This window comes from Rhodococcus sp. PvR044, from assembly GCF_040548995.1.
Classification (GTDB): Bacteria; Actinomycetota; Actinomycetes; order Mycobacteriales; family Mycobacteriaceae; genus Rhodococcus_G; species Rhodococcus_G oryzae.
The window spans coordinates 45,455-70,065 of record NZ_JBEPSX010000007.1 but is presented as its reverse complement, the minus strand read 5'-3'; the positions used below and the strand labels follow the sequence as shown (position 1 = coordinate 70,065).

Below are 24,611 nucleotides of genomic sequence, written 5' to 3'. Positions count from 1 at the left end.
GGCGCCCAACACAGGTGTCCCGTATGACGATCGTCAACCGGGACGCCAGATCGCGTCATGCGAGCAGATCGGGCACTGGGCAAACAGTCCGCCCGGGGTCCTGTTTGACCGCACTACATGCAAGTCCTGCATAGGGTGCCTATCCGAACTATCGCCCTCTGACGGTCTTGTGGGGGGTCGCAATCTCGTCCCGAGAGGGGCAATGCACCCAAAACCTCAGTAGCGCAATCCATTTAAGCCACCGGTAACAGAGATTATGCCAGATGACATCTGTCAGGTGCCCTTGATGATGCTCATGTACCGCAATATTGCATCCGGAGGGGCGTGTCCGCCGGTCAGTCTTCGCTCCGGATGCAGTGTCAGTCCACGCACAGAAGCACGCGGCGGCTCCGAGAGAGCCATCTGGATGTCGAGGATCTGATCGGCGGACCGTCCGTAGGGAACGCTGGGGCCGTGCCGGGGTAGCGTGCCTTCGTGCCCGACACTCTCGACGCCTTAGCGCCACTTCTCGAAGCCGTAGAGCCGCGCGCCCGAGGTAAGGCTACGGAGCTATGGAGAAACGTTGCCCTCGAGTTAGAACGTCTAATTGAGCAAGTCCGCCAAATGGCCGACCCGCCAACCGGATCTGAACTGCCCAACACAATCCGGATTGCTGCTGCCGAATTGGTGGCGCCCTGCGAAGAACTGCGAGCGCTGTTGTTCGAAGAGCCGCTCGACGTCGTCCCGGTTGGCGACATCGAACGGTCACCTCGCTGGCTCATCCAGTTCGTTGTCGCCGATCGAGTCCGCGAACTCATCGCCTCCATTTCAGCGCTTCCACCGAGCGACTACCTCACACTCGCTCGGTACCTCAGCCAGTGGCTCACCGACGTTCGATTGAACCTGCGGCAGTCGACCTGGATCGATGCTGGCGAATACTTCGTAGATCTCCCAGGGGACTCGCCAAGGAACAAAACGACCTTCGATCAGTGGAGTGATCGAATCCGTGCCCTCTCTCGGAGGTTCGAGACGGCCGCAGAGTGGACTGTGGACGGTGCCGCAGTCTCCGAAATAGCCAGCGCGGCAACACGGGTTCTTGAGGAAGTCGAGAAGACTGCCGGGAATGTGAAGGACGCAGCGGGCGAGGTGGGCACCAACAAGCTCGCAAGCCACTTCGCAGTAGTAGCAGCCCAGGAACGAGTAAGCGCGCGGTTGTGGACCGGACTGGCTGCCACTTCCCTGGCGGGGGTAACCGGTATCGCGTTCAAGACGCTGGACGTAGGCGCCAGCCCTTCGGAGGACTGGAAGATCCAGGCTCTGCATTTGTCTCTGACGCTGCCATTCGCAGCTCTGGCGGCATATGCGTCACGGGCCGCTAGCCGCCACCGTCAACAGTCGTGGTGGGCGCGATCGTCTGCAGCACAGCTCCACGCAATCACCACCTACGTGGAACCGCTTGACGACGATTCTCGGTCACTTCTACTCGTACAGGTCGGACAACGGGTATTCGCACAGCCCGCTGTGAACATGTCGGCGCAGGAGCCGGACGCAGCATCGTTGGCGGCATCAGTTGATGGTCTGGTTTCGACAATGAGGGACAAGAAGGAACAGTCCTAGTGCGGACGGGTGGCTGACACCAGCAAACGTACAGCTCACCGAACACTGCGCGCTTTTTTCGCCGGTCAGCGACACGGTCGGACCGCGGTCGCGGGGCACCCACTGTCGACTTCAAGGTGGCCGCAACCGATGCCAGCCGGTATCGCGAACCGAACCCTGCAAGAGCCAGTTTCCACGGCTGGTCCTGGCCCTGACCCAGCCGTGCACCTGATCGGGCACCTCGACGTCAACGATGAGCCCTTCGGCACGAACACGGAGAGGGAGGCTCCTTACTTCGTGGGCGTCGCGTAGTCACCGACCGCTCGGCGGGCGGCGGCGTCGGCAAGGAAAGTGGCCGCCGATACCGCCGACGACACCGCAAGTCGAGCGAACGCAGGGTCGAGCGCCGGGGCGCGGCTGACTCCGTGGCCGGTCCCGAGACCGGCGTTGCGCAGCTCGCCGGCGGCGCCGACGATCGCCGTCAGGGACTGCAGGATCTTTCTCCGCTGCTGGGCTCCCGGCTCGTTCATGTCGAGACGTCCCGGGCTCATCCCCAGCTCGTCGAGCGCGCCACCGACCAGCTTGGGGAGGTCCTGCTGGGTTTCCTTGCCGGTGCCGTGCAGCCCCAGGATCGACTTGAGGACTGTCTCGAGCAGTTCCTTCGCCGACCCGACGGCCTGCGCCGGATCGGCGTGCAGTCCGCCACGAATCCGCTGCGCGTGGGCCTCGACCTCGGAAACTGTCAGCGGGTCGTGAACAGCTGCGATCACGTCGTCGACGAACGCGGTGTCGGCGCCGCCATACAGCTCCCGGTAGGCGCGTTCGTCGTTGTCTCGCAGCCACTTCTCGAGACCGAGGTGGTCTTCGACGATCTCGAGGTTCTCGAATGAGTCGACCGACTGATGCACCCCCGAGCGTCCCCGCGGCCTGCGTTCACCCAGCACCTCGGGCAGGACCTGGTAGATGCACATGAGGTAGTCGTCGTCGCCGAAGTTGAGACTGCGAAGCAGTCGACCATGGTCGTTGATGAGATCCACCGTGTCAGTGGCTGCACCGAGATGGAACCAGTCCTCTTGGTCGAAAGTCTTCTGGATCATGATCGCCATCGCGCTTTTCGCGATCGACGCCTTCGCATCACTCCGCACAATTTCCCCTGGTCGTTACGATCTATCCAACCGAGCCCGCCGAGACGGGACTGCAGCAGTCCCCGAAGGCCAGTGTGTTTATGCCGGGAACATCCGAAATAGGGTGACACACAGGACCACCACGGCCTCCCGGTCACCACCCTTTGACGAGCCGACCAACCCCGGCGCACAGATGGGCGGGCGCGGAATTCCGCGCGCTGCCGTCGACGGCCTGTTCACCGACCTGCGAGAACTCGACGGAAAGCCGTTGCACGGAAATCCGTTACCGAGGTCAACGCTCGCGAAGTCAGCGAGGAATCCCTCGTCGGTCACTCGGTACGACCTATATCGCACGAGGGTCGTCGACCGCGGCGCCGATGCCGAGCGCCACGAACGGGTCGCTGGAAGCGATCTCAATTGACCCGGCAGGCCCCGGACAGCACCGCCGCACCCGAGGTGGCGAGCATCGCCCAGAGCGCCCTCGACGGACTCCCCCGCCGCCGGGCTCAGACTTCCCCAGACAGCTCGGCAAGATCCAGCTCAATACCGAGTCCGGCGACGGACCGGAATCGTCGGGACCGGAACTCGACCCACCCAGGCGCGACGCCGACCCTGAGCTGTAGCGCCGGGCGCGGATACGGTGTCACAGATTGAATTAGCGGAACAGCTCGGACCTCCACTTAGAGTGGTCAGCATGACCTCATCCGCAGCGCCGGCGGGACACCAGTCCTCCTCGCTGCGCGCGGACACGGAACGGAGGCTCCGGGAGCGTGCGATCGTCAACCAGTTCCTGGAATCCCCCGGTTACGAGGACCTAGTCCGCATCGCATCCGCAACCGCATCTGTCTGCCAGAACATGCAGCGTGCCGTAGCACCGCTCCACTCCACATTGGGGCGGACTGTCCGCCTCATTGATGAGGCGAACCGCATTCTGGGCCAGGTCATGGATCATCGCCGCCGGGTCGGACTGTGGATCTCCGAGATGGGCGTCCTCAGGCAACCGACAGCGGTGGTCGGCCTGGATGAACACCTCGGCGCCAATCGCCGACGCTCGATCGTCGCCGTAGAAACGGCCCGTGCCTATTTGAGGGCACTGACTCGGCGTAACTGTGATAGCGACCCTCCCGGCAAGCTTGTCTCCACCCACCCTCAGGTCACCCGAGGCCCCACCCACCGCAGGTTGATTCGGACCTTTCAACCTGCGGCGGTTCTGCACGTCTAGATACTGAGACCTGTAGTCCTCCGCCCCAATCCACACGGAGAACTACATGGTTACCCTCATCAGCTGGCAGACCGTCGTCTCTGTCGTAGTGCTGCTGCTCGTCCTCACCCTCATGTACGCGGTCTGGGTCGCGCTCTCGCCAGATCGGGACCGCGCCGAACCCGCCCTCGCGATCGTGAAAGAGCTCCTCGCAACGGTTCGCTGGGTCTTCACGGTCGGCCGCGGCGGCGGGCAGTGAGCACCCATGGTCAGCGAGGTCGGCCACCACTGTGCCCCGACCACGTTCTCGACCGGGTGCTCGACCTGAGGATCTCCGGGCTGTCGTACCGGAGCATCTGCAAGGCACTCAACGCCGACCAGGTCCCCACCCCTGGAGGTCGAGCGAACTGGGGCCCAACACACATCTGCCGACTCCTCGCCACCCGCAACGCCAAGGATCGCAAGGCATTCCGCTTGCGTTCAACCGAGGCTCCGGTAGAGCGTGCTTCGGGCGATACCGAGCACCTCGGCGATCTCGGACATGGGCGTACCCTCGGCGCGCATCCCGTTGGCCTGTCGCTTCTTCGCAGCGGTCAGTGCAACCGGGCGGCCACCGACCCGGCCGCGTTCGCGGGCGGCGGTCAATCCGGCGACGGTCCGCTCTCGAATGAGGCTGCGCTCGATTATGTGGACAACTCTGTCTCCGCAAGCCGAATGCAACAGAGCGGCCGGGTGCGGGTAGTACGCACCATCCTGTTGGACGCAACCATTCGTGCGCACTCTAGTCAGGTGGTCTCCTGGCGGAACACTGACCGCCGCAACCAGGGGACTGCCCCGTCAGCTGAACACGGGGCAGTCCCGAGATCTGGCGCATTGTGTCCACCGGGACTGTGGAGGCTAGTGAGTTGAGTCGAAATCGGGTTGGTAGGAACGATCGGATTCTGCCCATTGATCGGGGCCGCTCGCTGAGTTCAGGCTGCCGGCCGTGTGGGCGACCGAGCCGACCAGACTGATCCCGAACCGACCGTGTCGATCCCACATCGACGCCGCTCCGGCAGCGATACCGCTGTCGGCGATGTGGTTGTCGGCCTCGATCCCGACAACCGGACTGATCGGCAGTCGCGACAGGAGGATCGTCACGTCGTGGTTGATGAAGCCGATTCCGCGATCGCTCCAGCTGGTCAGGGTGTTGGTCAGTTCGCCGACCATGGCGGCACGAACGAATGGGGTGTTGTCCATGCCGGAGATGACCTGCGGTTGGTCGAACCACAGGCGCTTCCTGCCGGCGTTCTGGTGTTCGGGCATCGAGAAGCTCCACCGGTCGGGGTGCTCGTCGCTGCCCCAGAGAATGCCGGGATTGGGCAGTGACTCGATGAGTGGCTCGGGCGGGGTCATCGATTCGCTGTATGGGTGCCACCGTGAACCCGGCGGATCTTGTGTCGGTCGGATCGACACCATGGACCCTCGCGCTACGGCACGGTCTCCCTGTCGTACAACCACGTCGGCGATGCGGATGCTGCGGCCCTCCCGGACCACCGTGGTGTCGGTCTGCAAAGGGGCAAACGTCGGCTGCCGGAAGATGTCCAGGGTGAACTTCGCCGGGCGATACTCGGGTGCACTGCAGGCCGATTCCACCGCATGAGCGGTCAATCCCGCCAGGGCCGATCCGTTGATCGAGTCCGGGGACCACTGACTTTGGGAGAACGGGAGTGGTTGGTATCCGTCTTCTCTGCATTCGAAGTAGGCCATGGAGCTCCTCTGATTTGGCGAGAACGGTCTGCGTCACTTCTACCAAACTAGAACGTGTTCCAGTATGGCGCAGCATCGAACGCCGTGGAAGGAAGCCGCCAATTTCTGCGACGCGCCGGCTATCAAGCGTCGACGGAATTAGGTGTCACCGGCGGATCATGCGTGGTCGGGGCAAAGTAGCGCCGGATCCGTTCGCCACCCGGCGACGGTGAGCCACTGCTGGACTGGCGGCGACAGGAGGTTGCTACTGCCGGTGCCGGCGGCGAGTTCTCCGGCGAGGATGGGGCCGTCTTCGCAGACTGCGCAGGCGATGTCGACGGCCGGTTCATCGGGTTGGCAACTGCGGCAGTGGTTTCGAGCGACGATCCCGACGGCGGCGCTGGGATCGCGATACAGCCAGGACACGGCCAGGTCGGCGCGTTGATGGGCGGCCTCGGCGCGGGTGGTTGGCTCGTTTCCGCAACTCGGGCAGGCACGCGGAGTACTTCGTGCCGGCGCGGGGTGTTCGAGTGTGTCCACGCCAAGGTCGGCGGGCGACGGCGTCTCGGGATCCGCTGGTGTAGTGGCGGACTTGCTCAGGTGTCCGTAGAGGGTGGTGCGGCGTACGCCGAGGAGCCCGGCGATCTGGGCGACGGTGTGCCCGCCGGCGTCGTAGAGACGTTGGGCGTGCTGGACCTGCTCCGTGGTGAGTTTCGAGGGCCGCCCGCCCTTGCGGCCGCGGGCCCGGGCGGCGGCCAGCCCGTCGGGGGTATTGGCCACGATCAACTCACGTTGTAGCTCGGCGAGCACCGAGAGCATCCCGAACATGGCGCGGCCCTCAGCGGTGGCGGTGTCGATGCCCTGCTCGAGCACCTTGAGCCCCACGCCCTTCTCTCGCAGCTCGGCGCCGAGGCCGATCAGGTGCAGCACCGAGCGGCCCAACCGATCGAGACGAGTGATCGCAAGCTGGTCGCCGTCGCGCAGCAACTTGAGCACCAGGTCCAGCTTCGGTCGAGACGCCTTCGCGCCGGAGGCGTGATCGACATGAATGTTCTCGGGGGCGACGCCGGCCCGGCGCAGTGCGTCAATCTGATGGTCCGGGTTCTGGTCCCCGGTCGAGACGCGGGAGTAGCCCAACAGTGCGCTCACGGCCGTGAGTGTCCCAGAACTCACCGACAGCACTAGGTTTCGGGACAACGGCACTGAGACACGTTTTTTGGGACGCGCGAGGCGCTGGTCGCTCGCCGGCACTCCCCCGCCTCGATCCTGGTCCGGGAAACGAACGATTGATGGACGCCTCGGATGACGGACGTCTCGGTTATGACCCGAGCTGATACTTGGGTTGGCACCACGAGAGTGTGACTCGCGGCGATAAATGGCGGGGGTTCTCGCGTCGTCAGGTGGCGTCAAGCAAGCCCGCCGCAGTCACCGGCGGGTTGTCTCATCTGTTGCGAGGAGTTCTCGGATGCTGGCATAGAGATGACGTCGGAAGATTGCTTCTGGTTCGCGCCAGTCAAGATGATGGTTGACCTCGAGGGCAACAATGCCGTGGAACGCTCCCCACCAGGCGAGAAAGTCATCGAGGAGATCGTCGTCGGCCAACAGTTGACTGATCATGCATCCTCGGGCCTCGGCATATTGGGTGGCGATTGGTCGCAGCACGTCTGTTTGCGCTGACACGGTGGACCCACCTGGTGGTGCGGCGTACCCGTCGATCTGGTCGAAGAAGATGAGGTTGAACTGTCGGCGATGTGCGATCGCCCAGGACCGGTAGGCAAGTGGACCGGCGGCGAGGCGCTGTTCGAGAGCCGACCCTGCCGATGCACCAGTTGCAGCAGCGATGGTGGCTTCGAGCGATTGATAGCTCTGCACGATCAGCTCGGTGAACAGCTCGGCGAGACTGGGAAAGTAGGTGTAGAGCGCGGGTGCACTGACCCCGACCTCGCGTGCGATCCCGCGAAGGGTGACCGCAGTCGGCCCGCCTTCCTCGAGTCGCCGGCGCGCTTCGGCGACGATGTCCTGCTTGAGTTCTCGACGCTGCCGATCGCGTCTGGGTTCCTTCGTCACCGTGCACAGGATACACTTAACACCGTTAGGTAACTGAACATCGATCAGGAAGCAGGGTTTTGTGAATCAGACTGTCGGAATGACGCTCGATTGCGTCGACGTGAAGACCGCGGCGATCTTCTGGAAAGCCGCTCTCGGCTACGACGAACCCGTCCCATTCACAGACGGTGCGCAGTTCCATGGGCTTGTTTCACCGGGCGGAGGTTTGCATCACCTCACGCTGCAAAGTGTGAAAGAGCCGAAAGATGTTAAGAACCGGGCTCACCTGGATCTCTTCGTCGATGACCTCGATTCTGAGGTCTCGCGACTAGCTGGTCTCGGTGCGCGAACACTGGAGGAGCACAACGACGACGGCGGGTATCGCACCGCGGTACTGGCCGATCCCCTGGGAAATGAGTTCTGTGTCGTCCAACGCTGAGTGCAGCCTCTCATCACAGCTCGACGGCCTAGACGCTCGGCGGCGTGGCGGAATCGTGACTACTCGACTGCGGGATGCTTGAGCAGTGAGCGCAGCGCGGTTCTTCGATCCCCCCAAGGAGCGACGCGAGAACACCGCCATCTATCGCCGAGCAGGGTTCTGCGCCTGATCGGGGCGCTACGGCTGAAAGTCCCAACGGAGTAGACCGTCCTCGATGACCGGCACCCACCCCTCGCAGTCCGTTCCCTGCTCGAGCGCCGTCGCAGTGGAGTCGAGCATCGCCTCGATCGAGACCCATTTCAGGGTTTCGACTCCCTCCCCGAAGAAGTCGACCACGCAGTCCTTGCGGTCCCCGGAGCGGGTGTCGATCACGAGGTAGTCGCCGCCGCCGTCCTCACCGATAGGGATGTAGGCGGGTAGGTAGGTCCCGACTTCCTCTCCTGCGGGTACAGCCATCAACATCTCAGTGCCCCCGAGATCGTCTGTCATGTCCTGCCACAGCTGAGTCATCCGTGAGTGAACCTCAGCGGCGGCAGTGACGGAGATTGGTGCGAACTTGGGGAGTAGATAGAGCGGGCAACCGGGGTGGCTGCCATCGTGCAGAGTGAACCACTGGCGGAGCTGTTCAGACCAGACCCTGCCGGTGGCAGTCTCTGCGGCGCGAATATCTGCCGGTTTGGCAGGTGGCAACAGTTGCGCCGCGGTCGCGGAGGCGTGTTGCTCGCACCAGCGGATGATCCGGGCCCAGTTCGCCTCAACCGTCATGACGCAAAGCTATCGGCGTCGGCGTCGGCGTCGGCGTCGGCGTCGAACCATGGTTAGACATCCGATATATCAACAACATTCCCCAGGCCAACAAAGACAAGACGGTGCGGGCCGACGCTTCCCTCGGCCCCGAGGCTTCCGCGGCTGAATCCGGCCGCCAATTTTCGCGCTCAGCTGAGTTGACCGGGAGTGACTCTCCCAGAGATCCCCACCAGTGGATACCAGCGGCGTCTGGCTTTAGTTTCCGCGCAACGGTTCCCAGCGGCTCGCCAAGGTCTCCGGCGGCAACGTCCTGCCCGAACCGCACAGGCGCGACCTCACCATCCTGATTCGTGTCCGGAAAACGGTCGATTGTTGGACAGACTCCGCGCCCGGGCCGCCGGACACTCCTCGCCGGACCAAGTGGCCGCGGTAGCGTCGCAAAATCGACCGCTTCCATTGCCGCATCCTGCCGCTCCTCCGGAGCGGGGAAGCGCTGCCGACAAGCGCGTGCGCAAGCAGTGAGTGCGATCTATAGCGGCTGGCTCTACGAACGATCGGAGCCGCCCCGAAACCTCGCCGGCGGCATGATGCAATCGTGGTGGTTCTGAGCCGACTGCCAGCATGGGCATCTACTGTGGTCGACAGCGACGAGCAGTGAGTCGCCGCCCTCACCGATCGGCCTTCGCGACGTTGACGCGAAGGCCCCTCTAGCCCCCGAGCCGGTCCGTGTCGGTGACGTTCGCGAGCCGCACCTGCCCCTTGGCCACCAGGCGGTCCCGCTCGTCCACCACGGCGACCTGCCACAGCTGTTGCGTGCGGCCGCGGTGCACCGGCGTCGCCTCCGCGAAGAGGACGCCGTCGCGGGTGGCCCGCAGGAAGTCGGTGTTGTTGTTGACGCCGACCACATGCCCCCGGTCACCCAGCCAGATGCTGCCCGCGATGCTGGCGAGCGTCTCGACGACCGCGCAGTGCACGCCGCCGTTCATGATGCCCGCCGGCTGGTACAGCTCGGGACGGACCGTCCACTGGGCCCGGACCCGGTCGCCGCTGAGTTCGGTGTACTCGAGCCCAAGCACCTCACCGAATCCCTTGTTGAGGAACGGGGTTGCGGCCGCGGGGTCCATCCCGGACAGATCGCTCATCGAGGACACGTTGCTCATCTTCACACTCCATCGTTGCCGGTCGAGTGAATGTACCTTTCGCCCGAAATGCCGACGGGCCCCGCACCCGAAGGTGTGGGGCCCGTCGCGGGGAAGGACCGGGAGTCTCTGCAGCCCTCAGGACTCCGGCGCGGTCCGATCATTCACGTTCCGAGAATGACAATAGGCAAGCCTGACCTAACATGCAAGCGCAGCGACGCCGCGGCGAAAAGCTGCCCGGTCGGCACGGGCCCGGACCGGCACCCCGGCACTCTCGAAGGCGTCGAGCAGGCCCTGCCCCCGGCGCATCGCGGCGGACTCGCCCACGCCGCCGAGAATGGGAACAAGCGTGGCGGCACCGAGGGTCGCCTCACCGACCATGGCCCACAAGCGCGATCGATCGAGCGGCACGATCAGGTCCAGCGCATCAAAGAACGCGACCAGCGCGGTGTGGCAGCGGTGCGCGGTCCACACCAGCAGAGCGCCCTCGCACGGCAACGTCACCGCGGCACGCGTCCCGGCCCAGCGATCACCGGGCAGCACCCGCAGCACCGGATCGCTTACCCCGGCCCAGTCGATGCAGCCGTCGCTGTCCATGTGCAACCAAAGGTTCTCGAGACCCGGATCCCAGGCGCGCCCCTCCAACACCACCAGCGACGCCACCCGGCCGATCACCGCGTGGATGAGCGCGGTCGCGACCGAGGCGGCCGCCGCCTCCGGATCGCAGAGGTCGGCCAGCGCCCGCTCGACCATCCGCTCGAGGCGATCGCCGTGAATCCCCTCGACGGCAGACCACCAGCGACGCTTGCCCTGGTCGGCCATCAGAGCGACGGCATACACCCGCGGGTACTCCGGATAGATGCCCCGGAGTCGGAGACAGGAGTCGTCGAGCGCGGCGGCCGGGTCGTTCCGCACCGGTTTCACCGAAACGGCGGTCGATGACACTGCGAACGGGGGCGCTGCGATGGATGACACTGCTCACTCCTGGGTCGGCGACATTCGGACATCTCGTCGAGATCAACTGCAGGGCGACCGCTTGCGGGTCGACCGCGAATGTAGGTTAGCCTAACCATTACTTGCGGGCGAGCGGGAGCCGAGCCCCCGGCCGGGGATAGGGTTCCGTAACCTAATCTCGCAAGCTTGCGCCTCGCCGATCAGGAGCCCCCGACCGTGACGTCCACCCCCACACCCGGTTCGGTCGCCGCTCGCCCCGGGCCGACCGAGACCCGGGGGACCCACCCGACCGAGATCTACGGTTCGCTGGAGGTCCCGACCGGTCCGGCACCGCTGCAACGCCGGCTGCTCGCCGCCCTCGCGGACCTCGGCGTGGTCGCCCTCCCCCTGGTCATCGGCTGGTTCATCGTCGACTCCCTGCGCGACGACAACGGCGGCGGCCAGATGGATCGCGCGGTCTTCGGCGGCGTCGCGCTGATCACCGCCGCCGCCCTGCTCGTCTGGAACCGCGGCAGCAGGGAGGGCGCCACGGGCCAGAGCGTCGGCAAGGGCTGGCTGGGCCTGGTCACCCGGGACGCCGAGTCCGGCAGGCCGCTCGGCACCCGCCGGGCCCTGCTCCCCCGCAGCGGCTCCGAGGTCGTCCGGCTCAAGACCGCGGTCGCGGAGGGTTTCACCCCGATCCGCCGCGACACCTCGATGGCCGCGATCCGCAAGCGCCGACTGCTCGGGCTCGCCCTCCTCGTGCTGCTGCTCGCGGCGGCCGCCCTCGCCAGCGTTGCCGTCGGCGCCCGGCCGATGACCTTCGCCGAGATCTTCCACGCGCTGTTCACCCCGACCGGCCTCGACACCGACCTGGTGGTGCGCACCCTGCGGGTGCCGCGCACCGCCCTCGGGATCGCGGTCGGCATCGCGCTCGGCATCGCGGGCGCGCTCATCCAGGGCCACACCCGTAACCCGCTCGCCGACGCGGGCCTGCTCGGCCTCAACGGCGGCGCCGCGTTCTTCGTGGTGCTCTCGATCTACCTGTTCGGGCTGGCCGGACCGAGCGAGTACCTGTGGTTCGCCTTCGCCGGGTCCCTCGCCGCGAGCATCGTCGTGTTCGGCATCTCGTCGATCGGCAACGGCAGATCGAGCCCACTGAGCCTCGCGCTCGCCGGTGCCGCGGTGGCGATGTTCCTCAGCGCCATGACGAACACCGTCATCCTGCTCGACCAGACCAGCCTCGACGGCTACCGGTTCTGGGTCGTCGGCTCCATCGCCGGGCGCGGACCCGAGGTGCTCTGGCAGGTGCTGCCGTTCCTGGTGATCGGCGCGCTGATCGCGATGGCGAGCACCCCGAGCCTGAACGTGCTCAGCCTCGGCGACGACGTCGCCCGCGGCCTCGGCACCAACATCGTTTTGAGCCGGACGATCGGCATCATCGCGATCACCCTGCTCACCGGCGCCGCCACCGCCGCCTGTGGCCCGATCGCCTTCGTCGGACTGGTGGTGCCCCATGTCGCCCGGTCGATCACCGGACCGGACTACCGCTGGCTGGTGCCCTATGCAGGCATCATCGGCGCGATCATGGTCCTGCTCGCGGACGTGATCGGCCGCGTCGTGGTCCGCCCCGGCGAACTCCAGGTGGGCATCGTGTTGGCGCTCTTCGGTGCACCGTTCTTCGTCGCGCTCGTCCGGCGCAGAAAGCTGGTGTCGCTGTGAGCCTGATCGACGACAAAGTCGAACTCCCCACCACCGTGCCGTCGCGCCCGGGGTTCCGGGTCGGGCCGGTCTCCCTGGTCCGCCGCACCACCATGGTCGCGATCACCGCAGGCCTGCTGCTCGCCGCGTTCCTGCTGCTGTGCATCAACATCGGCCGCGGCGACTTCGCGATCTCGGTGCCGACCGTCGCCGAGATCCTCTTCGGCGGCGGCACCAAGGTCGAGCGGTTCATCGTGATGGACCTGCGCCTGCCTCGCGCCCTCACCGCGCTGCTCACCGGCCTCGCGCTGGGCATCTCGGGCGCGATCACCCAGTCCATCCTGCGCAATCCCCTGGCCAGCCCGGACCTGTTGGGCATCACCGCCGGGGCCAGCGCGGCCGCTGTGGCCCTCATCGTGCTGGCGGGCGGCGGCAGCTTCGTGGGACTGCTCGCGGTGCTCGGCATCCCGATCGCGGCGCTGATCGGCGGCATCGCGACCGCCGTCATCATCTACGCGCTCGCGTGGCGCGGCGGAGTCCAGGGCTACCGGGTGGTGCTGATCGGCATCGGGTTCAACGCCATGCTGATCGCCGCGATCCAGTGGATGCTGATCTCCGCCGACATCAACGACGTCGCCCGTGCGCAGGTCTGGCTCAACGGCTCCCTCAACGGCAGCGACTGGGCGCAGGTGTGGCCCGTCGCGATCGGCGTCGCGGTGGTCGGCACGATCGCGCTGATCTCCTCGTTCACCCTGGGCGCGCTGCGTCTCGGCGACGACAACGCACGCTCGCTCGGCGTCCGGTTGCAGGCCGGACAGGCCACCCTGCTGCTGGCCGCGGTGGCGCTCGCCTCCATCGCGACGGCCGCCGTCGGCCCGATCGGATTCGTCGCGCTGTGCGCTCCGCAGCTCGCACTCCGGCTGCTGCGTACCCCGGGACCGCCGATCCTGGCCTCCGGCCTGGTGGGGGCCGTTCTGGTGGTCGGCAGCGACGTCATCGCGCGCACCATCCTCCCTGTCGAGCTCCCCGTCGGCATCGTGACCTCGGCCCTCGGCGGACCGTTCCTGCTGTACCTGCTCGTCCGAAACAATCGAAAGGTGTCGGTCTGATGAGCGAGCTCACCACCGAGCACACCGCGCCCCGGCTCGCGGCCGAGGCCCTCACCGTCGGCTACGGCGACCGCATCATCGTCGACGGGCTCGACCTCGAGATCCCCACCGGCGTGGTGACGACGGTGATCGGGCCGAACGGCTGCGGCAAGTCCACCCTGCTCCGCTCGCTCGGCCGACTGCTCAAGCCGAAGTCCGGCCAGGTGCTGCTCGACGGCAAGGCCATCTCCACCCTCAAGACCAAGGACGTCGCGCGCACCCTCGGCATGCTCCCGCAGGCCCCCGTCGCGCCCGAGGGACTGACCGTGGCCGACCTGGTCGCCCGCGGACGGCACCCGCACCAGTCCTGGATCCGGCAGTGGTCGGCCGACGACGAGGGCGAGGTGGCCAGGGCGCTGGCCCTGACCGGGGTGTCCGAGCTCGCGGACCGACCCGTCGACCAGCTCTCCGGCGGACAGCGCCAGCGCGCCTGGATCTCGATGGCGCTCGCCCAGGGCACCGACATCCTGCTGCTCGACGAGCCGACCACGTACCTGGACCTGGCGCATTCGGTCGAGGTCCTCGACCTGGTGGACCGGATGCACGAGGAACTCGGACGCACGGTGGTGATGGTGCTGCACGACCTGAACCTCGCCATCCGGTACAGCGACCGCCTGATCGTCATGTCCGAGGGCGCGGTCGTCGCGTCCGGCACCCCGAGCGAGGTCATCTCGGAGGAGCTGCTGTTGAAGGTGTTCGGGCTCGAGGCCCGGGTCATCGAGGACCCCGTCTCCGACCGGCCGCTGATCGTGCCGATCGGGACCCGGCACGTGTACGGGTCGATCGGCGGGCCAGTGGCCGCGGCCGACGCGGTGGGCGTCGGCTCGGCCTGAGGTCAGGTCCGGTTGCCACCGATCATGGTGCGCACCAGGCGAACTCCCTGGCCGATCGAGACCTCCGGCAGGTAGGCCCGACCGATGGCGTTGCCGATGCTCGGCAGCGCCGCCGGATCGGCGAACGTCATGTGCATCGGCACGTACTCCGGCTGGAACTTCGACTTGAAGGCCAGCAGGGACCGGAACCCGTACACCGGCTCCAGGGTCTTGCCGAGCACGTCGAGGAGGCGGTCCAGCACCGTCGACAGGGTGGACCGCTCGAGGTCCTCCTCGGTATCGGCCGCTGCCTCCGGCGAGACGACCTTCGCCAGCGGCGCGCCGGACAGGCTGACGAACTCGGCGCCCTCTTCCTTGAGGAGCATCGCCGCGGAGGCGATCAGGAACTCCATTGCGGGCCGGAAGCCCTCGGAGCGGCGGCGCATGAAATCGAGGGTCCAGCCGACCACCCGGCCGTCCCGGTAGACGGGCATCCACGAGGTGACCCCGTGCACGGTGCGCTCGGCATCCACGGCGACCAGGCACCGCACCTGCGGATCGTCGATCTCCTCGAGGCCGCCGAGCGTGAAGCCCATCTCCGGCATCCCCTTGTCCGCCACCCATTCCTCCGAGATGGCGGTGATCTGATCGGTGATCGACAGCGGGGCGTCGGGGAACGAGATCCACTCGGCGCTGATCCCGTCCTTCTTGGCCCGGTTCACCGCGGTGCGCACGTCCTGGAACTTCTTGCCGGTGAACGCGAGGTCGTCGAGCCGGAGCACCGTCTCCTCCGCGACCTGGATTCCGGACCACCCCATCGAGTCGGTCACCTCCCGCAGCTCGCCGGTCACCGAGTAGAAGCACGGAATCCATCCGCTGCCGGACGCGAACTCCGCGAAGTCGGTCACGTTGACCCGCAACCGGTCAGGCGGACCGACGGGGTCGCCGGTGGTCAGCGCGACGCCCGCGATCACCCGGTAGGCCACGTAGCTCGTCCCGTCCGGACTGAACCAGTACTTGTTGCCGCGCCAGGTCGTCATCCAGGACAGCGGGCTGCCGCCGCTGGCGCACAACAGCTTCCTGGCCCGTTCGGTGTCCTCGGTCTCCGCGCCGTAGGCCGGCTTGAGGAACGTGGCCAGCGTCGCCACGCACGCGACCACCCAGAACACCACTCCGGTCCACTCGAACAGCACCGTGGTGGCGGCGCTGTCGGGCAGCAGGCGCGGGTCCAGCCACTGCAGGTAGACCGGTGGGATCAGGCGCTGCGGATAGTCGGCGAGCAGACCCGCGAGCCCCGGATCCCGGTCGAACCCCTTGCGCGCCAGCAGCCCACCGAGGACATACACGACGCCGAGCCCCGCGGCGACGGCCAGGAGGATCGTCCACAGCCGGCGATACGTGCCCTTCGGCGCGGCGACATCGAAGAACCGCCGGGTCAGAAGCAGCACCACGAGGATCGCGAGCGGCGTCAGGAACGGCGTGATGGTCCGGTACAGGTTCGGCGAGTCGAGGCCGTAGAAGAGCGATTCCTCACCGACCGATTCGATGAACCGGACGACATAGTTCGCCACGGACAGCGCGAGCAGGATCGAGTGCACGACCACCGCCGCGATCCACGCGAACCGCCTGCCCCGGCGCAGGCCGTCCGCGAGCACCAACAGGAAGATCGAGGGCATCAGGCTCAACAGGGTCGGCCCGACCCCACCAAGTCGCAGCCCCAGCAGCCCGCGCCTGCACTCCTCGCTGTTCGACGCGCCCGCACAGATGGCCCGCACCTCGTCCGGTGTCCAGGGCACCCCACGGAACAGCTCGCGCAGCACGGCCAACGGTCCGACCGCGTTGGGCGAGAGGGCCGCCAGAGCCGGGCCGAGCGCGCCGGCCGCGACCACGATCGCGACGAGCACCCGGCCCTCGCGGCGGGTCCCCGCGAGCCGAGCCCCGCGCGCCGACCGGCCGACGATCCAGGGACCGAGGACCAGCCCGACCACCGCCGCGGCGAGCCGGATGATGTCCTCGAGGTGCCCGCCGAACAGTGCGAGGGTGATCAGCAGCGCGAGCAGCCCCACCCGGGTCCGCCGTCGCCACAGCGTGTCCATCCGCGAGCTCGCCACCATGGCCACGCCGACGATCCACGTCGTCGGGCCGACCGCGGCACCGATGTGCAACCGGAAGCCCCACCCCTCGTCGACCAGTTTCACCAGCGCGGCCACCCCGATCCCCAGCAGCGTGCCCAGCACCTGGGTGCTCGCCGCCGCGACCGCGAAGCGGCCCGAGCCGATCCGGTGCTCGATCGGTGCGGCCACCAGCAGGACCAGCGCCGTCGCGACCAGATACCCGGCCAGGCCCGGCGCCCAGAGCCCGGCGGTGAGCGACGTCCAGACCCGACCGTCCTCGAAGGGCCCGATCCCCGCCGCGAAGTGACGGTCCACGTACCGCGCCGGGCCGGACAGCAGGCTGGCGGTCGCCGCACCGAGGACCCAGATCAGGACGAGCAGCCCGATGCTGACCGGCGCCCCGGATGCCCCGGACCTGGCCAGCTCGAGGAGCCTTCGGGTCTGCCTGGTGGCCGCCGTCGCCGTCGCCTGAGTCACGAAATCAGCCCCATCTTCGTCGCCAACCACCCAAGCTGGTGTTCGAGCCCGGCCGACCACACCGCAAAGCTGTGTCCCCCCGGCAGTTCCACGTACTGGACGTCCATCCCCGCGGACTTGGCCGCCTGATACACCCGCTTGGCCCCCGGCTTGTACTCGCCGTCGTCGCTGCCTGCGACGATCACCCCGGCCGAGCCCGGGTACTTGCGTGCAGCCATCAGGTCCATCGGATTCACCGCCGCGAACTTCGCCGCATCGCCGCCGAACACCTCGTCGACCGTGCGGGCCCGGTCCCCGAGCGTCGGCTCCTCCTGCCCGGACAGGTCGAGGAACGTCGGATACACGTCCGGGTGGTTGGTGGCCATCTGCAGCGAACAGGTGCCGCCGTAGGACAGCCCACCGATCGCCCAGCTCCGCGGGTCGGGGTTCACCTCGAGGTGCGACTTGACCCAAGCGGGCACGTCCTCGGCGAGGTACGTCGCCACGTTGCCGAGCTTCGAGTCAAGGCAGAGGGGGTTGCCGAACTGCGACCCCGTGGCATCGGCGACGACCACCACCGGGGCCAGGCCGCCGTGCTGGGCGGCGAAGGCATCCATCGTCTGCGCGAGCTTGCCCCCGTTGAACCAGTCCGCCGGGGAACCCGGCTGTCCGGCCAGCAGCACGAGCACCGGCAGCGCGGGCCGGGGGTCGGCGAAGTAGGCGGGCGGGAGATAGATCTGCGCGTCCCGCGCCCCGAACCCGGAGGCGACGCCGGGGATCGGCACCGTCGTCACCCTGCCCTCGGTGGGCAGATCGGCCGGTGGCCGCCACACCGACTCGAGGGGGGTACCCATGATCGGGTCAGGTGTGGGCGGCGGCAGCTCGCCGAATGCGATCTCGTTGGGGTTCGGGAGGCCGAGGACGTCGCGCACCGTCGGGTATGCGGCGAACACCAGGTTGATCTGCGCGCCCGCCGCCGCCACCACGGCCGCCGCCGCGAGCACGGAGACCACCGCCCGCCACACCCGCCGGTCGAGCAGCAGCCGCGCCACCAGGAGTGCCACCGCGAGGATCCCGAGGCCGATCCAGACGTAGATCTCGGTCTCGATCTGATCGGGGAACGGCCGCCACCACTTCTCGACTACCACCCAGAGGGCAACGGTGCACCCGAGCGTGACCGCCGCGGCGAGCGGGATGGCCCGCTGCCGGTACCGGCGCGGGTCCGTGGTCGGTGCCAGCAGCAGCCAGAGTCCGCCGACCGAGCCGAGGGCCGCGACGAACCACGGCAGCGGGCCGGAGGTGAGTGACCAGCGAAGCAGCCAATCCACGGGTATGCCTCTCGACGGGTGACAGCAGACTATTCCCTCCGGCGGCGCCGGTCCGGTTCCGCAACGAGCTCATCCACACATAGCACGGATCAGGGGATTTCGTACTACGAGTAGTAGTACGCATCCGCGTCGGACAGTCCGTACACTGTTCCTATGGCAGGACTTGGGGAACTCGAGCGCGCAGTCATGGACCACCTCTGGTCCAGTTCCGAACCGCAGACCGTGCGACAGGTGCACGAGGCTCTCGCGACGCGCCGCGAGCTTGCGTACACGACCGTGATGACGGTCCTGCAGCGTCTCGCGAAGAAGAACCTGGTGATTCAGCAGCGCGACGATCGCGCGCACCGCTACGTGCCCGTGCACGGCCGCGACGAGCTCGTTGCGAGCCTGATGGTCGACGCGCTTCAGCAGGCGGACGAGTCCGACGGACGGGTCGCCGCACTGGTGCATTTCGTCGGGCAGGTGGGCGCCGACGAGGCGGCCGCGCTGCGTGAGGCCCTCGCCGCGCTCGAGGCGTCGGAGGCGGCCAAACCCGCCCTCCGGAGCGTCGATCCGGGGACCGATCGCGCCAGCTGACCCCACAATGTGGATGATGGGTGGGCAATGAACCCCACCACCGCACTGGCCTTCGCGCTGCTCGCATTGTTGCTTGCAGGGCCGGTGCCAGCCCTCCTCTCCCGGGCGACCTGGCCCTATCGGGCGCCAAGGGCGGCGCTGGTGCTGTGGCAGGCCATCGCGCTCGCGGCCGTGTTGTCGGCGTTCAGTTCCGGACTGGCGATCGCGACGGAGCTGCTCGTACCCGGCCCGGACGGCAGGCCGACCACCGCGCCCACCGCCGAGATCGACGCGCTCGGGCTCCCGCTGTGGATCGCCTACGTGGTGGTGCTCGCGCTCACCCTCCTGATCGGCGCGAAGCTGGTGTTCTCCATCGCCTCGGTCGGCGTGCGCACGCGCAGGCGCCGCGCCCGGCACCGGATGCTCGTCGATCTCCTCGATCAGCGCGACCCGCAGCGTGGACGCAACTCGAACCTCCGGGTGCTCAGCGCCTCCGAACCGATCGCGTACTGCCTGCCCGGCCTCCGCCAACGGGTGGTGCTCAGCGAGGGCACCCTGGCGAACCTCCAGCGGGAGGAGATCACGGCGATCCTGATGCACGAGCGCTCCCACCTGCGCGCCCGGCACGACCTGGTGCTCGAGGCCTTCACCGCGGTGAACGAGGCCTTCCCTCGGGTAGTCCGCAGCAAGTCCGCGCTCGGCTGCGTGCAGCTGCTCGTCGAGATGCTCGCCGACGACTCGGCCCTCAAGGTCACCGGACCCACTCCCCTGGCCCGCGCGCTCGTCGCGTGCTCGGGTTCCAGCGCCCCCGTCGGCGCCATGGCCGCAGGCGGTCCCCACACCCTGACCCGGATCAAGCGACTCGGCGGCGACGGCAACGATCTGCAGCTCGCGGCCGCCGCGTATCTCGCGTCGGTGGCGATCCTCGTGGTGCCGACGATCGCCGTCGCGGTGCCCTGGCTGGTCGAGCTCAGCCGCCTGTTCCGGGGCTGAGCCCGACCCGTCGCCGCGTCAGGCGACCTGGAGCACGGTCCGCACCGGGGTCGGATTGCGCGTCAGGTCCAGCACCGGGCAGTGCGCGTCGACCACCTCCTGCAGCTCCGCGTACCGCTCGGCGCTCTCCGGTCCGGTGAGTGTGACGGTGACCCGCACCTCACCGAAGCCGGGGCGAACCGCCTCGTCGAGGCCGAAGAAGCCCTGCACGTCGAGGTCTCCCTCCGCCGTGGCGGTGATGTCCTCGATCTCGACGCCGAGCTTGTCCGCCCAGAACCGATAGGTCACCACCTGGCAGGACAGCACCGCCGCCAGGTAGTACTCGACGGGATTGGGCGCGGTGGATCCGCCGCCGAGCGCGGGCGGCTCGTCCACCTCGACGAAGTGTTTGCCGGCTCGGACGGTGCTGGCGACGGCGTCGTGCGCGGTCGCGTTCGCCGTGAACCGGACCCGGGCGTTGGCGCGATCCTTGCGGACGGCGTCGGTGGTCGCGCGGATGATGCCGCCCAGGTGCGAGATCGCGGCATCGGGGTTCGGGGTCGTGGGCGCAGCATTGATCGTGGACATGGACAGGGCTCCTTGCGCAGGATGTGGGTGAACGTCGCAGGATTCGACTCCGCGAGCGACGGTCGCGGTTCAGGTCGGATCAGCGGCCGCGACAAGCGGCAGCACACACCAGCGCAAGATCGATGTACCGACGACGGACGAGGGCCATAGCCGCATCGGTCACGTGGGTGTCGGTCACGAGGCGATGCTAACCGGTGAATCCCGGTGGCGCACAGGGACTCCGCGCACCTCAACGGCCGACCTACCGGCAGTTGCCCACGTCACAACCCCGCTGACGTGTGGTTTTCCGGCGCCTCGCGTACACTGAACGACGGCCGCAATCGCGGTCCACCCATTGTTTGTTCAGGCACCCAGCCCCGCCCCCGGCCGTAATGTCACCGGGAAAGGCCAGGCGAAAATGTGCCCCGGCTCGTCTCTTTGCGTGCTGCATGACAGCTCGCGCTCCGCGACGCGCCCGACGTCCGGAGAGGTATCCGCGTGACCGACGCTGTCCACATGTCTTCTGCTGCCCCTGTTTCCCCCGAGGAACTGGCGCCGCTCGAGTCCCCCTCGCCCGCCGAGGAGACTCCCACCATCACCTTTGCCGAGATCGGCCTGCCCGCACCCGTGGTCGCCGCCCTCGCCAAGAACGGCATCACCGTGCCGTCGCCGATCCAGGCGATGTCCGTGCCCGACGCGATCGCGGGCAGGAACGTCCTCGGCCGCGCCCAGACCGGGTCGGGCAAGACCCTCGCCTTCGGCCTGCCGATGCTGGCCCGGCTCGCGCAGCACGAGGACCGTCCCGCGGCCAAGCGGCCGCGCGCCCTGGTCCTGGTGCCCACCCGCGAGCTCGCGATCCAGGTCGTCGACTCGCTCTACCCCTACGCGTCCTCGGTCGGCGTGCGAGTGCTCGCCGCGGTCGGCGGCATGCCGTTCACCAAGCAGGTCGAGCAGCTGCGCCGCGGCGTCGACATCCTCGTCGCCACCCCCGGCCGCCTCGGCGACCACCTGCGGCAGGGCACCTGCATCCTCGACCAGGTCGAGATCACCGCGCTCGACGAGGCCGACCAGATGGCCGACATGGGCTTCCTGCCCGAGGTCCGCTCGATCCTCGGCGAGACCCGGCCCGACGGTCAGCGACTGCTGTTCTCCGCAACCCTCGACCGCGAGGTGCAGTCGCTGGTCCGGCAGTTCCTGGCCGATCACGTGACGCACTCGACGGAGGACGGCAAGGCCAGCGTCGACACCATGGAGCACTACGTGCTCCTCGTCGATCGCGGACAGAAGGACGTCGTCCTCGCCGAGATCGGCGCCCGCGACGGCCGCACCATCATGTTCGCCCGGACCAAGCTCGGTTGCGAGGGCATCACCGATCGTCTTCGCGCGGTTGGCATCCCGGCAGAGTCGCTGCACGGCGGCAAGGCCCAGAACCAGCGCACCCGCGTCCTCGAGCGCTTCAAGAGCGGCCGCACCCCGGTGCTGGTCGCCACCGACGTCGCGGCCCGCGGCATCCACGTCGACGGCATCGACCTGGTCGTGCACGTCGATCCGCCGGCCGATCACAAGGACTACCTGCACCGCGCAGGCCGGACCGCCCGCGCGGGCGAGAAGGGCACGGTCGTTGCGATCGTGCTGCCGAACCAGCGTCGCCTGGTGCGCAAGCTCACCGGGATGGCGGGGGTGGACGCCACCGCGGTGAACGTCGCGCCCGGTTCCGAGGAGCTGGCCACCATCACCGGCGCCAAGGCGCCGAGCGGCGAGCCGGTCCGCGAACAGCACTTCAAGAGCGATCGCTTCGGCGACCGGCCCCGTCGCGAGGGCGGCTACCAGGGCAGCCGTCCCCGCCGTGAGGGTGGAGGCGGCTACCAGGGCAGCCGTCCCCGCACCGAGGGCGGTTACCAGGGCAACCGCTCCGAAGGTGGCTACCAGGGCAGCCGACCGCGCACCGAGGGTGGCTACCAGGGCAGCCGACCCCGCACCGAGGGTGGCTACCAGGGCAACCGCTCCGAAGGCGGCTACCAGGGCGAGCGCAAGTACAACGACCGCCCCCAGCGCAGCGAGGGTGGCTACCAGGGCAACCGGCCGCAGCGCGACGGCGGCGGCTACCAGGGCAGCCGACCCCGCACCGAGGGCGGCTACCAGGGCAACCGCTCCGAGGGCGGTCACCAGCGTTCGCACGGCAGCCGTCCCTACGGCGACCGCCCGCAGGGCGACCGCCCGAACCGCGACTCCGGCAACGGCGAGCGCAGCTACGGGGATCGCCCCCAGCGCAGCGGCGATTCCTCGCGTTCCGGAGGCTTCCGCAGCCGGACCGAGCGCCGCTCGTACGACGGATTCGAAGGCCCCCGCGGCGATCGCTGATCGCTGAGCGCCCACGGCGTTCGACGCAGACACCCAGACGCCACCGACCGCACACGCGGTCGGTGGCGTCTCGGCTATCCGGCACGCGACGGACGGCACCCGCCCCCGTCGACAGGTATCGGGACCCCGCGCTTTTCTTCGCGGGCCCAGCAAGGGAAGGTGTACGGCATGACCGAGAACAGCAGCACGACCGCCCGCGCGCAGATCGGCGTCACCGGACTTGCCGTGATGGGCTCCAATATCGCCCGTAACTTCGCCCGGCACGGACACACCGTGGCACTGCACAACCGCAGCGTCGCGAAGACCGACGCCCTCATCGCCGAGCACGGCGGTGACGGAGACTTCGTCCGCACCGAGACCGTCGAAGAGTTCGTTGCGGCACTGCAGAAGCCGCGCCGCGTCCTGATCATGGTGAAGGCGGGAGACGCCACGGATTCGGTGATCGAGGAGCTCGCCGCCGCGATGGAGCCGGGCGACATCATCATCGACGGTGGCAATGCGTTGTACACGGACACGATCCGTCGCGAGGCCTCCCTCCGCGACCGCGGACTGCACTTCGTCGGCGCAGGCATCTCCGGCGGCGAGGAGGGCGCGCTGAACGGCCCGTCGATCATGCCGGGCGGCCCCAAGGAGTCGTATGAGTCCCTCGGACCGCTGCTCGAGTCGGTGGCAGCTCAGGTCGACGGCACCCCGTGCTGCACCCACATCGGCCCCGACGGCGCAGGCCACTTCGTGAAGATGGTGCACAACGGCATCGAGTACGCCGACATGCAGCTGATCGGCGAGGCCTACCACCTCTTCCGGGACGCGCTCGGCCTCGACGCCGGCCAGATCGCGGACGTGTTCACCGAGTGGAACGCAGGCACCCTCGAGTCCTACCTGATCGAGATCACCGCAGAGGTACTGCGCCAGAAGGACTCCAAGACAGGTCAGGCGCTCGTGGACGTGATCGTCGACGCCGCCGAACAGAAGGGCACCGGCCGCTGGACGGTCAAGTCGGCGCTCGACCTCGGGGTCCCGGTCACCGGCATCGCCGAGGCGGTCTTCGCGCGCGCCCTCTCCGGCTCGCGCACCCAGCGCGCGGCCGCCCAGGCGGCCGGCCTCGCCTCCGGCGCGCTCGGCGAGAAGCCGAGCGATGCAGCGCAATTCACCGAGGACATCCGCGCCGCCCTCTACGCGTCGAAGATCATCGCGTACGCCCAGGGCTTCGACCAGATCGCCGCGGGCAGCGCCGAGTACAACTGGGACCTCAAGCCCGCCGACCTGGCCACCATCTGGCGCGGCGGCTGCATCATCCGCGCGCAGTTCCTCAACCGCATCAAGGATGCGTACGAGGAGAACCCGGCGCTGCCGAGCCTGATCCTCGCCCCGTACTTCCGGGAATCCATCGAGGCGGGCATCGACAGCTGGCGCCGCGTCGTCGCGACGGCGACCCTGCTCGGCATCCCGGTCCCCGGTTTCGCCTCCTCCCTGTCGTACTACGACGGCCTGCGTGCCGAGCGCCTGCCCGCAGCGCTCACGCAGGGGCAGCGCGACTTCTTCGGCGCGCACACCTACGAGCGCACCGACCGTCCGGGCAAGTTCCACACGCTCTGGAGCGGCGACCGCAGCGAGGTCGAGGCGTAGCAACCGCCGACGACCCACGAGCCCGGCCTCCCGAGGCGC

22 protein-coding genes are annotated in these 24,611 nt (G+C 68.0%); 11 read left to right on the top strand and 11 right to left on the bottom strand.

The features are described from left to right. Positions 1-474 precede the first annotated feature (474 nt). Entirely contained in the window at positions 475-1,596 is a 1,122-nt protein-coding gene (locus ABIC28_RS17245; RefSeq protein WP_354580023.1) for a hypothetical protein, read from the top strand. 269 nt (positions 1,597-1,865) lie between these two features. On the opposite strand, the gene ABIC28_RS17240 is transcribed toward ABIC28_RS17245, so the two are convergent. Continuing rightward, the gene (locus tag ABIC28_RS17240; RefSeq protein ID WP_502945033.1) at positions 1,866-2,720 is read right to left on the bottom strand and encodes an abortive infection family protein; all 855 of its coding nucleotides are present in this window, start codon (positions 2,718-2,720) and stop codon (positions 1,866-1,868) included. 673 nt (positions 2,721-3,393) lie between these two features. Between ABIC28_RS17240 and ABIC28_RS17235 the strand changes: the two genes are divergently transcribed. Together ABIC28_RS17235 and ABIC28_RS17230 are read left to right on the top strand one after the other, a co-directional pair. Next, a complete protein-coding gene (locus ABIC28_RS17235; RefSeq protein ID WP_354580019.1) occupies positions 3,394-3,921 on the top strand; it encodes a hypothetical protein in 528 nt (175 codons plus the stop codon). A 46-nt stretch (positions 3,922-3,967) separates the two neighbouring features. Then, on the top strand, positions 3,968-4,159 hold the full coding sequence (locus ABIC28_RS17230; protein ID WP_354580017.1) for a hypothetical protein: 192 nt from the start codon (positions 3,968-3,970) through the stop codon (positions 4,157-4,159). A 221-nt stretch (positions 4,160-4,380) separates the two neighbouring features. On the opposite strand, the gene ABIC28_RS17220 is transcribed toward ABIC28_RS17230, so the two are convergent. The 4 genes from ABIC28_RS17220 to ABIC28_RS17200 form a co-directional block, all read right to left on the bottom strand. After that, positions 4,381-4,545, bottom strand: coding sequence for a helix-turn-helix domain-containing protein (locus ABIC28_RS17220; RefSeq protein ID WP_354580015.1), 165 nt, complete (start codon positions 4,543-4,545; stop codon positions 4,381-4,383). A 252-nt stretch (positions 4,546-4,797) separates the two neighbouring features. Continuing rightward, positions 4,798-5,649 carry an acyl-CoA thioesterase domain-containing protein gene (locus ABIC28_RS27260; RefSeq protein ID WP_269590298.1) on the bottom strand — a complete coding sequence of 284 codons (852 nt, stop codon included), beginning with the start codon at positions 5,647-5,649 and terminating at the stop codon, positions 4,798-4,800. A 156-nt stretch (positions 5,650-5,805) separates the two neighbouring features. After that, positions 5,806-6,777 carry a recombinase family protein gene (locus ABIC28_RS17205; RefSeq protein WP_354580013.1) on the bottom strand — a complete coding sequence of 324 codons (972 nt, stop codon included), beginning with the start codon at positions 6,775-6,777 and terminating at the stop codon, positions 5,806-5,808. A 276-nt stretch (positions 6,778-7,053) separates the two neighbouring features. Continuing rightward, entirely contained in the window at positions 7,054-7,695 is a 642-nt protein-coding gene (locus tag ABIC28_RS17200) for a TetR/AcrR family transcriptional regulator (RefSeq protein ID WP_269590299.1), read from the bottom strand. Positions 7,696-7,774: 79 nt separating this feature from the next. Between ABIC28_RS17200 and ABIC28_RS17195 the strand changes: the two genes are divergently transcribed. Beyond that, the gene (locus tag ABIC28_RS17195) at positions 7,775-8,113 is read left to right on the top strand and encodes a VOC family protein (RefSeq protein ID WP_269590300.1); all 339 of its coding nucleotides are present in this window, start codon (positions 7,775-7,777) and stop codon (positions 8,111-8,113) included. A 177-nt stretch (positions 8,114-8,290) separates the two neighbouring features. Here the strand turns inward: ABIC28_RS17195 and ABIC28_RS17190 are convergent, their stop codons facing one another. The 3 genes from ABIC28_RS17190 to ABIC28_RS17180 all read right to left on the bottom strand — a co-directional run bounded on the left by ABIC28_RS17190 (position 8,291) and on the right by ABIC28_RS17180 (position 10,923). Then, positions 8,291-8,878, bottom strand: coding sequence for an SMI1/KNR4 family protein (locus tag ABIC28_RS17190; protein ID WP_269590301.1), 588 nt, complete (start codon positions 8,876-8,878; stop codon positions 8,291-8,293). A gap of 689 nt (positions 8,879-9,567) precedes the next feature. Next, on the bottom strand, positions 9,568-10,002 hold the full coding sequence (locus ABIC28_RS17185) for a PaaI family thioesterase (protein ID WP_373560285.1): 435 nt from the start codon (positions 10,000-10,002) through the stop codon (positions 9,568-9,570). A gap of 195 nt (positions 10,003-10,197) precedes the next feature. After that, entirely contained in the window at positions 10,198-10,923 is a 726-nt protein-coding gene (locus ABIC28_RS17180) for a hypothetical protein (protein WP_502945043.1), read from the bottom strand. Between the two features lie 324 nt (positions 10,924-11,247). On the opposite strand from ABIC28_RS17180, the gene ABIC28_RS17175 reads away from it, so the two are divergent. From ABIC28_RS17175 to ABIC28_RS17165, 3 genes are read left to right on the top strand one after another with little or no spacing between them, the layout of a single operon-like run. Then, complete coding sequence (locus ABIC28_RS17175) at positions 11,248-12,654, top strand: iron chelate uptake ABC transporter family permease subunit (RefSeq protein WP_354580176.1); 1,407 nt, start codon at positions 11,248-11,250, stop codon at positions 12,652-12,654. Next, entirely contained in the window at positions 12,651-13,742 is a 1,092-nt protein-coding gene (locus ABIC28_RS17170) for a FecCD family ABC transporter permease (RefSeq protein WP_097213359.1), read from the top strand. Before ABIC28_RS17175 ends, ABIC28_RS17170 begins: the two co-directional genes overlap by 4 nt. Then, positions 13,742-14,614, top strand: coding sequence for an ABC transporter ATP-binding protein (locus ABIC28_RS17165; protein ID WP_354580007.1), 873 nt, complete (start codon positions 13,742-13,744; stop codon positions 14,612-14,614). The genes ABIC28_RS17170 and ABIC28_RS17165 overlap by 1 nt, the downstream gene beginning before the upstream one ends. 2 nt (positions 14,615-14,616) lie before the next feature. Here the strand turns inward: ABIC28_RS17165 and ABIC28_RS17160 are convergent, their stop codons facing one another. Next, positions 14,617-17,184: a bifunctional lysylphosphatidylglycerol flippase/synthetase MprF gene (locus ABIC28_RS17160; protein WP_420030281.1), complete on the bottom strand. Its 2,568-nt coding sequence runs from the start codon at positions 17,182-17,184 to the stop codon at positions 14,617-14,619. Further along, positions 17,181-18,491: an alpha/beta hydrolase gene (locus ABIC28_RS17155; protein WP_354580005.1), complete on the bottom strand. Its 1,311-nt coding sequence runs from the start codon at positions 18,489-18,491 to the stop codon at positions 17,181-17,183. The genes ABIC28_RS17160 and ABIC28_RS17155 overlap by 4 nt, the downstream gene beginning before the upstream one ends. 153 nt (positions 18,492-18,644) lie before the next feature. Between ABIC28_RS17155 and ABIC28_RS17150 the strand changes: the two genes are divergently transcribed. Together ABIC28_RS17150 and ABIC28_RS17145 are read left to right on the top strand one after the other, a co-directional pair. Beyond that, a complete protein-coding gene (locus ABIC28_RS17150) occupies positions 18,645-19,067 on the top strand; it encodes a BlaI/MecI/CopY family transcriptional regulator (RefSeq protein WP_097213363.1) in 423 nt (140 codons plus the stop codon). Positions 19,068-19,094: 27 nt separating this feature from the next. Further along, positions 19,095-20,039 (top strand): M56 family metallopeptidase, encoded by a 945-nt coding sequence (locus tag ABIC28_RS17145; protein ID WP_077041754.1) that lies wholly within the window; start codon positions 19,095-19,097, stop codon positions 20,037-20,039. Positions 20,040-20,057: 18 nt separating this feature from the next. On the opposite strand, the gene ABIC28_RS17140 is transcribed toward ABIC28_RS17145, so the two are convergent. Next, positions 20,058-20,606, bottom strand: coding sequence for an OsmC family protein (locus tag ABIC28_RS17140; protein WP_097213364.1), 549 nt, complete (start codon positions 20,604-20,606; stop codon positions 20,058-20,060). A 477-nt stretch (positions 20,607-21,083) separates the two neighbouring features. On the opposite strand from ABIC28_RS17140, the gene ABIC28_RS17135 reads away from it, so the two are divergent. Both ABIC28_RS17135 and gnd read left to right on the top strand, forming a co-directional pair. Then, the gene (locus tag ABIC28_RS17135; RefSeq protein ID WP_502945032.1) at positions 21,084-22,946 is read left to right on the top strand and encodes a DEAD/DEAH box helicase; all 1,863 of its coding nucleotides are present in this window, start codon (positions 21,084-21,086) and stop codon (positions 22,944-22,946) included. 168 nt (positions 22,947-23,114) lie between these two features. Then, the gene (gene gnd / locus ABIC28_RS17130; protein ID WP_209926505.1) at positions 23,115-24,572 is read left to right on the top strand and encodes an NADP-dependent phosphogluconate dehydrogenase; all 1,458 of its coding nucleotides are present in this window, start codon (positions 23,115-23,117) and stop codon (positions 24,570-24,572) included. Positions 24,573-24,611 lie beyond the last annotated feature (39 nt).